Consider the following 10,267-nt stretch of genomic DNA (forward strand, 5'->3'; position numbering starts at 1 on the left):
AAACCGCTACCCGCATCCTGGTGACGACATCGAGGCCGTCCGCTGTCAGGAGGCCGAACCAAAAAAGGATCGTCCACCGGACGATTGCCGGACTCGACCGCTCCCTCAGAGATGCGGCGATCTGGCCAATGGATTCTGTTCATGCGCAGGTTGGCCGAGTTATCCTCACGCGTGCGAACACGTCGACTTCTGGCCCCCTTGGCCCTCTTCTTGGCAGTCGGCGCAGCCGTGGCTGGATGCAGCTCATCGTCGGGGCTCGAACAGCAGTGGGGTGACGGCAAGGGATACATCTCAGCTGACCAGATTGTGACCGAGATAGCGCCCGAGGATCGGGGGGACCCGATCGATTTCGACTCCGAGCTCAGTGACGGCACAAAGATCACGGCAACTGACTATCAAGGCAAGGTTGCTGTTCTCAATTTCTGGTGGGCCGGATGCGTTCCATGCCGGATGGAAGCGACCGACCTCCAAGAAGTGAGCGAAGACGTAGCCGACGACGCTGCGTTCCTCGGCGTAAACGTCAAGGCCCAGCCTGACACTGCCGACGCATTCACCCGACGATTCGACGTCACCTACCCCACCGCTATCGACGCCAACACCGGAAGCGTTCAGCTCGCATTCGCCGGCGAGACAGCTCCCAACGCGACCCCGGCGACGTTCGTCCTTGACCCCGAGGGACGCGTCAGCGCTCGAGTTTTGGGGCCTGTCGATCCTTCAATCCTGCGGGCGCTTGTCAAGACTGCGACTGCCACCTCCAAAGTGCCGCCCGCCGGCTGACCACACACGTGGAGGAGTTTCAAGAACGACACCGGCGTCTCGATAGATGGTCTGTCAGTGGGTGCGGCGTCGGTCAAGCAGCTTCTGCAACCAGTTGCGCTCGCCCTTCGGTCGCGTGATGCCGATGTAATCGAGGAAGCCGCGCAGAGTCATGACCAGACCCTATGGCGGTGTCTCGATAGCCGATCGGTCGTCGGACGCTCGTGGACGGCAGCCGCTCCCCCGTGGTTGCTGGACCCAGATCGTCTCGATAGGTCGGTCCGGAACCGCTCTCGGTGAGGGATCGGCTATCGGGCACCCTGCGGGAGTCACCCACGTCCGTCAAGCCCTGAGCTTGCCTATGTGCAGCGGGGATCGTCTCCACCGGTGACGCAAGGCACGTAGTCGGACATAAGCCCTTGGCCACCGCCGATAATGCTCGTCAGTTGCCCCTCAAGGAGGAGGAGCACAACGACCTCGCCGACGACTATGGCAAGGGCCACGACCGAGAGAACCCGTAGACCGGGCCAGTTCGACGCAGAGGCGAGCAGGGTGGCTGTCAGAAGCGCGAGGACGGACACTGCGAGAACGACGTCATAAGCGATGACCTGCATGAACGTCCACGGATCGCTACCGCCGATGAGCTGGAAGTTCGAGGCCCAGATACCGAAGAGCGTCAGTATCCCGGCGAGACCCAGGATGAAAGCGGTCTGGGCCACCAGAGCCAGCTGCCGCAAGCGCATCTCGACGGTCGTGTCCATGGACAGAGACTAGGACGCGGTCGTCAAGATCACCAGATGCCGATCCCCATCTGGGACAGCCTCTGAAGCGATCAACGATCCATCTCATGACAGGATCTGCACCGTGACCCTCGCGCTCGTGTGCCTCACCGCTGGCCTCATCGGTCTTTGTGCCGGCCTGTTCCTCATTCGGAACCGAGAGGTCGTCAGTGCGAAGTTCAGCGTCGCCGCGGGCGTCGTGGTCATCGTCGGATCGCTGGTACCGCTTCTGCTCGGTGCCGTGGCGCTGCTGGTGACGGTGGCACCAGGCATCTCCATCTCGTAGCTCCCCATCGTCGCTCTCGGAAGGACCTCTGTGGCGTTCTCCCTGACCTTGATCATCGTCGGCGCCCTCGGCGTAGTCGGGGGCATCTGGTTGGCGATGGACAAGCGCGCAGCGAGCGTCGTCGGTGGCGTGATCATCGCGCTGCTTTCCCTGGTGCCGGTGCTCGTCGGGGTGGTCTTCCTCACCTGGGACACCACCGGCTGACAACTCATCCGCAGGGCGCAACCCTCTCGGGCGCCAGGCGGACGCGTCCATGGTCGCCCTCGCCGAGGATGAGCAGATGGACGAGTACGCCCCGCCCCGCCTCGGCCGGCAGCTGCTCCTGCTCGCCGGCCTGTTCTTGGTCATCGGGCTCATCGTCGCGGGTGTCGTGGCGGCGCCGATCATCGCGGTGAACACGAAGCTGAACGAGCCGGGCGAGTACGGCGTCTGCAACCCCTTCTCCACGCGCTGCCACGACGTGCCTCTCGAGACCATCAGCGCCGTGACAGGGGTGGACTTCCCCGAGGGGGCCAAGGTCATCACCTCGGAGGCCGTGGAGCATTCGATGCTGGGCATGGGCATCGAGTACGTCGAGGGCGCCGTCGAGGTGCCCGACGGCTGGGTCATCGAGCAACTGCCGGACAGCCCCGGGAACTCCACGATGGTCGAGCAGGAGCTCCTAGACCTCGGGGCCGACTCGATCGTCGTCTCCTCAGAGAGGACGGGCTACCTGCAGCACGGTCAGGGACAGGTCGGCGACCAGAACGTCGTTGCGGTCTGGAGGCGCACCAACCCCTGAGACGAACCGGCTCGCTCGACGCCCCGCGAGCTGCAGCACGCACTGGGATCATCTGTCGGAACCGGTAGCGGGTTCGAGAACGTGCCCGCTCGCCCTGCCCCCGTAGCCTCGTCTCCTGTGGAGCCCAACGTGAACGAACACGAGAACAGAGACGACGCCTCAGCCCGAGCAGGCGCGCTTCCTCGACGACGCCGACAGCGCCGAGTCGCCATCTCGGCCGCCGCAGTCGCCCTCACGTTGCTCGTCATCGCCGCACTTCTCTTCACGGGCACGCTCTGGCCCACTCGCACAGCGGCCCTCCGGTACCCGGTGCAGGGCGTCGACGTGTCCGCGTACCAAGGCACGATCGACTGGGACGTCCTGGCGTCGCAGGACATCGACTTCGCCTGGATCAAGGCGACGGAAGGCTCGAGCTACCAAGACCCCCGGTTCGCCCGCAACTGGGCCGAAGCCCACGACACCGACCTGCTCGTCGGCGCCTACCACTTTTTCAGCGTCGACAGCCCGGGAACCGACCAAGCAGCCAACGTCATAGCCACCGTCTCCCGGCACCGAGGCGACCTGCCCGTCGTGGTCGACGTCGAGTGCTACGCCACGTACTGCGACACCCCTCCCCCGGCAGCCACAGTCAAGGAAGCGCTGGACCCGATCCTGCTTGCTATCGAACAGCACTACGGCCGACCGGCCGTGCTGTACGCGACCCGCGACTGGTACGAGCGATACCTCGCCGGGAGCTACCCCGACAACCCCATCTGGTTCCGCTCGGTCGCCACCTCCCCGCATCTCACCGACCACCGCGACTGGGCCTTTTGGCAGTGGTCGGCACGCGAGCAGCTCGACGGGTACGACGGCGACGAAAAGTTCATCGATATGAACGCCTTCAGAGGCAACCGCGAAGAACTGGAGTCGTTGCTGCTGCCCTGACACCCCGCCGTCGCGGCCGCCCTGATGCCCGCAACCGGATCGTCTATCGGGCACTTCCTACCCAGGCTCGTCTTGTGCGCTACAAATAGGCATGCCGATCCAGCCCGCCCAGCACACCGCCGACATCTCAACGGGTCTCCCCCCGGACATGGCCGCCAGACGGCTAGTTGAGCTGCTTCGCGATGTGGCGCAGAAGCCTGTAGTACAGGCGCACGAAGGCAGCGTTAACCTCGGATCTCGAACTGCCTACCGGCTTCTAGGTGGGCTGCTTAAGGCGGGAAAGAAGCGCATCCCCATGGTCGTCACGTGGTCCATCGCTTCTGAAGGAGCGGGCAGCTCAGTGCGCCTGAAGATGACGAGCGACGAGGGCAGCTACCTGGTCGCAACCAGGGCGCACTACGCCGTCTATCAAGAGCGCTTCACCAGGCTCGAGCACGACATCAAGGCGAGCCTCACCTAGGCCCCTTGTACGGCAGCCGATCCCCTATCGGGCGCCAGTAATCGATGCTGAGGTGTCGACCGGCGGTTGACGCCGCATCGGGGACTGCTAGCTTTCGATCGTGACGACCACCCCGGAGCGGCCTGGCCAAACCCATGAACCGCGTACCGGCCCGTCTCGTCTCGTGGCGGCCAGTTCCTTTGCCGTGGCGTCAGTCATCGTGGCCCTTGTGGCTCTCGTCTCCTACGTGATCCTGTACGCCACGATGTGGGCCCCGGTCGTCCTCTGGGACAACGAAGGCTGGCTGTTCCTTTACCCGATCTTTCTCGCGGCCTGGGTACCTGTCGGCATCATGTCCGCCACCTCCCTCAGCCTCGCGATCACCAGTTGCATCCGACGCGAAACACGCCGGCCCCTAGCCGTCGTGAGCCTGGGAACGGCGGCGTTGTTGCTCACCACGTCGCTGCCGGCCCTTTGGGTTGGGGTTGGCCCGCTCTAGACGCAGGGAGTCGGTCTACGGCGCCAAGCTACAGAGGCGGCTCACGTCAGGGCTGGCTACGAAAGGCTCGTGCCGCGATTTCGCATCCGTACGCCTGGCTCAGGAGGTTAAGTCTTCGGCGCTCGTGCATGCGCGCCCGTTGGCCGGAAGGTACCCGACGGCATCGGCTAGGTCTCCCATGACGCTAGCGCCCGTCAACGTCGTTGTGTCGAAGACGACCTCCACAGCAGGAGAGCGGCCATAGGTGGTCAGGATGGCGGTATCAGGATCGTCTTGTGGGGAGTCGACGATCCAATCCACTCCCTGGATCGTGTAGCACGGCAGATCCGTGGGACCTGGCTCTGTGACCCCGCAGCGAAGCAGGACAGACGCGGGCTCACCCCAAGCACCAGTGGCCTGGGCATCTGTCTCCCGTCTCACTTCGGTCTCAGCGATGGTCTCAGGAAGATGCACTGTGACTTGCGCGCACCCCACCGCGTTGGCCTCGTCGGCTGAGCTCATAGGGACAGCCGCCACGCATCCTGCCAGTGACGCCCCAACCACCACCACCACCACCACCCCAGCAGCTACAGCTCGCATTCGTCTTCCCCCATGGCGAGACCGTACCCCGGCCTTCCGCGTCGGCGCCTTCGACGCCCACAGCGCACCCCGTCAAACAGACGCCGCCCGGGCATCATCGTGCAGCTGATCGGCCCTAGCCGGGTTGAACTACGCGAAGAGCGCCAGGGGTAGCGACACCACGAAGCACACGGGCGGTACGACGGCGATGCCACCGCAGACTCCTGCCCACCGGCCAGCGCGGCCGCCCAGAGCTCCGGCGACGATTGCAAGCACGATCGAGGCAACCAGGAGGAACGGCACGGCGAACCACAACAAGGAGGTCCAGTCTGCGGCGGAGAACCACAGCCACGAACCCTCGGCACAGGCCGTGACGAAGCAGACGATGAGGGTCAGCGGGGCGAGAAGCTGCTCCCGGCCCCTCGGCGCATAGTCGACGGCGGGGCCGTCGACCGATCGGGGAGACGGTTCGACAAGGGGGTCGCGGTGGGGCAACGCGGCCACCTCGACCTCGGCACGGCGGAGCAGTTCTCGGTCGGCCTCGTCCATGTCCCGACCCTAGCGACGGCGCAGCTGTTGGCGGCACCAGCACACCCTCGAAGCGGGCTCGCGATCCCAACGATTCGAGTGTGGGACGCCGGTGCCCCTTCACTCGCGGCAGCTCGTCAGTGCACTTCGATCCAGCTGAACGAAGCATTGCTCCACCACGGCACCGCGGCGGGCACCTCACCCCTGTCCCACCCCACGAGATGCGCCTGGACCGGCAGGGACGCGAACACCCCACCCGCAAGAGCGACCACCACCAGAGCCACCCGCCCAAGAACCGAGAGGCGCCGCAGCCTCGCGGCGGGACCCCGAGCCCCAGCCACGACAGCGGCGGAGAGACCCACCCCGAGCACCACCAGGGCCCAACCGAGGACCACCGGCGCGTGCGTCTCGATGATGACGGCGACCGAATCGTCGGCACTGACGAACGGGACGCCTCCCCCGTCAGTGAAGGAACTCGCCGGCGCCTCCCCCCTCGAGGACGGCCACAACGCGACCAGCGCGAGCAACGGCAAGACCGTGAGCCAGATCTGCGCCAGTGCCGTCCTAGGCGACCGTCGACCACGCACTTCTTCCATGACTCGTGTCTAGTGCTCCGCCCGGACCTTCACGACCACCTATGGAGTGAAATCGTCCGGCGTCCCGGTGCCTGATCTTCTACGGGGATTCTTCGCGCACAAAGACGTTGTCCGAGACGCTGTCGACATTGTCGGGGACGGGAACGCCGTCGGGAAGGATGACAAAATTCAGCCCCCTGACCTCGCCGATGCTTCCCTCGCCCTCCACACACCCGCTGACCCATTCAGCGTCACTCGCGTACGCCAGGAGACACGCGCCGGCGTTCGACTCCGCTGACGCCAGTAAAACGTCGACTCCATCACGCGTACCGACCAGGCGCGTCGTCTCCGTGCTGAAGCCGTACAGAGCACCGTCTGTCAAGGAATCCGGAACGCCCTCGGTCTTGAGCGACTGGGACCCGCTCAGATCTGAGTAGGCAACACCACCCGCCGAACAAGCAGTCACCGAAAAGAGAAGCCCACACGCAACACCAGCGACTGCGCCTCGACGTCCAGTAGTCATAGCGCGACCATGCCAGGCATCCCATGCGCAGCGCTAGACCATCCTTCACCGGGCACTAGGTGCTGGGCCAACATACGGCTACGTTGCGAGGGCAGCCCAGACCCCGCTGTGAATGGCGGGGTTCCTGGGCTCGCCCAGGTTCCCCGTCAGGATCGGCTGTTGGGACGCCTTGCACCTTCATCCGGCGTCGCCACAGTTGTTTTAGGCGATCGAGCTAAAGCGCTCTAAATCTCCAAATCGTTTGCCTGTCCACGGGTTAACGGGCACGACTGGCTCGACGACTTACGTGGATGAGAACGAGAGCGCTGAGACCCAGGACAAAAGTGCCCACTGCCGCGATCCTGCCGACCAGCTGGGTGACGAGCACCGACTCGTACTGTTCCTTCGTCGTCACGATCTCCGTGCCCTCCGGCACAGACCAGAAGAACACCGGCGCGAGCGCACCGGCACTGACCGTGGCGACCACGCAGACGACGAGGGCCACGATGCCCAGACCGGACAGGACGAGCGTCCATCGGTTCACGAGCGATCGATCAGTCATGTGGTCACGGTAGCGGTGCCGGCGCCCCTCGCCGACCGGCAGGCGGTCTCGCCGGATAGCGTCCGGTTGGGGACTGGCTACCAGGCCACTAGTTGGCTCGCGTGCCTGTCGAGCCGGGCCGACCGCGTGAGCGAGGCCAGCGCTGCGATGCAGGCAGGGGCGCTACGCGCGTCGACCCCGTCGGCGCGAAGCAGCCAGGGCAGCAGCACCTGCCGCGAGGAGACCAGCAGCCACCGCGAGCCAGGGCGACGGGTCAGAGCCCGTGTACGCCAGCCCCGCGGCCCGTGCGGTGCGAACCGGAGCCACGCTGACCGGGACAGCGGCCGGGGCGGCGACCGCGGCCGCAGCCACGGGCGCGGGCACGACGGCCGCCGCGGACACCGAGAACGCGATGGGCTCCGAGAAGTCGGACGAGGCGCTGCCGTCGCGCCTGAACACCGCAGCGTCGCTCACGTAGTCGCCCTCGGGCAGGACGAACGACGCGGTGAAGTCCCCGTTCTCGTCGATCGGCACCACCGTGTAGGCGACACCCTCGATGGGGTCGTACACGACCGGGGCGTCGTCGGTGACGATCTCGGGGTCCTCGGCCGCGACCTCATCTGCCTGCAGGGCCGCCCCGTCGACACCGTCCTCGCCGCCCTGCTCGGACTCGGGGGCATCGACAAGCGACCGGTCGACGACGCTCACGACGGCCACCTGGCCGGCTTCGCCGTTGTGGCCCTCGATGCGCACCACTCCGGCGGTCGCCGAGACCGGCGCGTCGAGGTACGGGCTGACCACGAACGCGCTCACCAGTGCCTCGACGGACGCGGTGCGGCCCGACTGGTCGGACACCGTCAGCGTCACGACGTCGGGGACGTCGACGTCGACAGGGACGGTGACCGTGAAGTACGTCTCACCGTCGGCCCCGAAGGCGAGGTTCGGCACGATGCGGAGCCAGCCGGACAGGTCCCGCCCGTCCGATCCGGTGACGTTGATGGTCGCGAGTTCGCCGGGCGCGAAGCCGGACGCGCCGAAGAAAGTGGTGAAGCCGGGGTGGAGGTCACGACCGTCCGTCGAGAAGACCTCGGGTCCTGCGAGGACCTCGTCGCCGTCCTCGGCCACGAGCCCCGTCGGCGCTTCCTGCGTCGAGGCAGAAGACCCCAGCACAGCGGAGCTGGGAGTGTCACCACCCGTCACGACCCCGGACGGCGTCGACGCCTCGGGCTCCGTGCCCGCGGTGGTGTCGGGTGAGCCCGCCGCGGAGTCGATCGGAGCCGCGTCGAGAGGAGCTTCTGTCGGGGCGGCCGTCGCAGCGTCGGCAGGGACCTGGGCGGCCGTCGTGGCTGTGTCCGCGCCAGAGGCCACAGGGGCCGATCCCGAGACCGTGTCGCCGTCCGCGGCGAACGCCGCCGTCGGCGCGAGGACTAGGGCGACGGCGAGTGCCGCCGCGGGGAGGGTGCAGGCGCGGGTGCTACGAGGAGTGGTCATGGGTCCCCCAGGAGACATCGAGTCGAGCCGGAGAGAGCCGGCGGACCGACGGTAGGGCTCCGTGGACACGCGCGCGTCCAGAGTGTGACTCCGCGGACTCGCCGTGACCTGATCGTGACGACTTCGTCCCCCGAACTGCGATGAGCAGGGGACGAAAGCCTCACCGGCGCTCGTTCTTCGCACTTCATCTCGGTGGCACCCTCGACCACGGGATCAACGTCGTCGGTTCGTTCCGAGGTCGCGCACGGGCCCCCATCTGCCCACTCCCTGACCGCTGGACGATCGTCTATCGGAACTGGCTGGGGCCCCTGTCTGTCTCAGTGGGGCGTGCCTATCTGGCGCGTGCAAGAGTACGAGCGTGCGTTACGAGCTATCGAACGAGTACATGGCGGAATGGCCCGTCTGGGGGCCCACAGGGGGCGTCGGCGACGACGAACCGGCCTTGCCCCAGGGGCTGAAAACGGAGCTGAAGGCCTGGGCACGAGACTTCCACCAGGGTTACTCACATCGAACAGGCTGGTCATCAGCGGAGACGGCAGCGGAACACCACCGCGAGGGCCTCCGGCTCGAGGCAGCTGTCAGAACTGCGATCTGGGCAGATGGCCACTCGGTGACACTGCGCTACTGGGAAACGAAGCATCAGTAAGACCCTCCAACCGGACAGGGATCACATATTGGGGGTCGGCCTTCGCGGTGGGACTGCATCTGGCACGCTGCCGTCATGCAGATCACGGATGACGTTGAGCGAGGTTCATGGCTGGTCGAACGCATGGAGGGGTGGTCCAACGTCGGTGCGGTCGCCGGCTACGGCTTCGAGGCGTACGCACGCATCCTGCATCCGAGGCCCTTCTACCGGCCATCCCGACGAGGGTGGGGAGTGCCGCCGGACGACGACTGGTCGCTGCGCCGCTGGGCAGACGTCGCCGCGGAGAACGGGCACGTGATGCACCCGCTCGTGCAGTGGGGACGCCTACTCGGCGACCAGGAGCCGACCGGAGACGGATCGAGCTCAATCGGTTGGCTCGACCCGCTCGTCCTCGCGGCCCTCGCGCCCCTGCTGAGCGCGGGAACGACCACTCCGGACGATGTCATGGCGGGGTTCTGGGAAGGCGGCAGCGGTCAGAAGCTGGTGTCGGCGCGCACGCTCACCTTGGGCGACGGGCTCGCCTACGTCCTCGCGACAACAACCCTGGGCGAGCTCACCGAGCTCGACTGGGGCTTCTCTCTCAAGCTCGGCTGGGAACGCTGGTCCATGTGGAACAGGTCGATGCAGATCCTGTGGCCCGAGGACCACGCCTGGGTGCTCGCCAGCCAGATCGACTTTGACTCCACCATCGTCGCCGGCACTCAAGCCCTCGTGGACGCGATCCTCAAGGACAGCAGGTTCGAGGCCTACTGCGTCGACCCCGACGACGACCTCTCCTGGGACGGCGACGTCATCAACGGCCAAGAACAGGCCTGACCGACACGCCACCTACTGGACTGACTGCTCGCAAGCAACAGCACGAGCGGCCGCTGAACGATCCCCTATCGGAACGGACCGAGCAGAAGACATTCGGTTGAGCTGAAGTCGTGTGCGTATGCTCGCAGCATCACCAGCCGCACTGT

15 protein-coding genes are annotated in these 10,267 nt (G+C 66.2%); 8 read left to right on the plus strand and 7 right to left on the minus strand.

The window, feature by feature from the left end; translation table 11 throughout:
- Positions 1–198 precede the first annotated feature (198 nt).
- A complete protein-coding gene (locus tag IFT45_RS16385; RefSeq protein ID WP_244638077.1) occupies positions 199–777 on the plus strand; it encodes a TlpA disulfide reductase family protein in 579 nt (192 codons plus the stop codon).
- A 338-nt stretch (positions 778–1,115) separates the two neighbouring features.
- Here the strand turns inward: IFT45_RS16385 and IFT45_RS16390 are convergent, their stop codons facing one another.
- The gene (locus IFT45_RS16390; protein WP_146856381.1) at positions 1,116–1,517 is read right to left on the minus strand and encodes a hypothetical protein; all 402 of its coding nucleotides are present in this window, start codon (positions 1,515–1,517) and stop codon (positions 1,116–1,118) included.
- Between the two features lie 103 nt (positions 1,518–1,620).
- Here IFT45_RS16390 and IFT45_RS16395 point away from each other — a divergent pair, with 103 nt between their 5' ends.
- The 6 genes from IFT45_RS16395 (at position 1,621) to IFT45_RS16420 (ending at position 4,464) form a co-directional block, all read left to right on the plus strand.
- Positions 1,621–1,821 (plus strand): hypothetical protein, encoded by a 201-nt coding sequence (locus IFT45_RS16395; RefSeq protein ID WP_192129497.1) that lies wholly within the window; start codon positions 1,621–1,623, stop codon positions 1,819–1,821.
- Between the two features lie 30 nt (positions 1,822–1,851).
- Positions 1,852–2,025: a hypothetical protein gene (locus IFT45_RS16400; RefSeq protein ID WP_177174842.1), complete on the plus strand. Its 174-nt coding sequence runs from the start codon at positions 1,852–1,854 to the stop codon at positions 2,023–2,025.
- A gap of 76 nt (positions 2,026–2,101) precedes the next feature.
- Positions 2,102–2,602, plus strand: a complete 501-nt coding sequence (locus IFT45_RS16405; RefSeq protein ID WP_192129498.1) for a hypothetical protein — start codon at positions 2,102–2,104, stop codon at positions 2,600–2,602.
- 129 nt (positions 2,603–2,731) lie between these two features.
- On the plus strand, positions 2,732–3,526 hold the full coding sequence (locus IFT45_RS16410) for a GH25 family lysozyme (RefSeq protein WP_192129499.1): 795 nt from the start codon (positions 2,732–2,734) through the stop codon (positions 3,524–3,526).
- A 91-nt stretch (positions 3,527–3,617) separates the two neighbouring features.
- Positions 3,618–3,986, plus strand: coding sequence for a hypothetical protein (locus tag IFT45_RS16415; RefSeq protein WP_192129500.1), 369 nt, complete (start codon positions 3,618–3,620; stop codon positions 3,984–3,986).
- 100 nt (positions 3,987–4,086) lie between these two features.
- Complete coding sequence (locus IFT45_RS16420) at positions 4,087–4,464, plus strand: hypothetical protein (RefSeq protein ID WP_192129501.1); 378 nt, start codon at positions 4,087–4,089, stop codon at positions 4,462–4,464.
- Positions 4,465–4,563: 99 nt separating this feature from the next.
- Here the strand turns inward: IFT45_RS16420 and IFT45_RS16425 are convergent, their stop codons facing one another.
- The 6 genes from IFT45_RS16425 to IFT45_RS16450 all read right to left on the minus strand — a co-directional run bounded on the left by IFT45_RS16425 (position 4,564) and on the right by IFT45_RS16450 (position 8,659).
- Positions 4,564–5,043, minus strand: coding sequence for a DUF3515 family protein (locus IFT45_RS16425; RefSeq protein WP_192129502.1), 480 nt, complete (start codon positions 5,041–5,043; stop codon positions 4,564–4,566).
- Positions 5,044–5,172: 129 nt separating this feature from the next.
- Positions 5,173–5,571: a hypothetical protein gene (locus IFT45_RS16430; protein WP_192129504.1), complete on the minus strand. Its 399-nt coding sequence runs from the start codon at positions 5,569–5,571 to the stop codon at positions 5,173–5,175.
- A gap of 116 nt (positions 5,572–5,687) precedes the next feature.
- Positions 5,688–6,146, minus strand: a complete 459-nt coding sequence (locus IFT45_RS16435; protein ID WP_192129506.1) for a hypothetical protein — start codon at positions 6,144–6,146, stop codon at positions 5,688–5,690.
- Between the two features lie 79 nt (positions 6,147–6,225).
- Positions 6,226–6,648 (minus strand): hypothetical protein, encoded by a 423-nt coding sequence (locus IFT45_RS16440; RefSeq protein ID WP_192129507.1) that lies wholly within the window; start codon positions 6,646–6,648, stop codon positions 6,226–6,228.
- A 256-nt stretch (positions 6,649–6,904) separates the two neighbouring features.
- The gene (locus tag IFT45_RS16445) at positions 6,905–7,189 is read right to left on the minus strand and encodes a hypothetical protein (protein ID WP_192129510.1); all 285 of its coding nucleotides are present in this window, start codon (positions 7,187–7,189) and stop codon (positions 6,905–6,907) included.
- 162 nt (positions 7,190–7,351) lie between these two features.
- Positions 7,352–8,659, minus strand: a complete 1,308-nt coding sequence (locus IFT45_RS16450; protein WP_192129512.1) for a hypothetical protein — start codon at positions 8,657–8,659, stop codon at positions 7,352–7,354.
- A 721-nt stretch (positions 8,660–9,380) separates the two neighbouring features.
- On the opposite strand from IFT45_RS16450, the gene IFT45_RS16455 reads away from it, so the two are divergent.
- Positions 9,381–10,121 (plus strand): hypothetical protein, encoded by a 741-nt coding sequence (locus tag IFT45_RS16455; protein WP_192129514.1) that lies wholly within the window; start codon positions 9,381–9,383, stop codon positions 10,119–10,121.
- Positions 10,122–10,267 lie beyond the last annotated feature (146 nt).

This window comes from Frigoribacterium sp. CFBP 13707 (assembly GCF_014842245.1).
In the GTDB taxonomy this organism is placed as follows: Bacteria; Actinomycetota; Actinomycetes; order Actinomycetales; family Microbacteriaceae; genus Frigoribacterium; species Frigoribacterium endophyticum.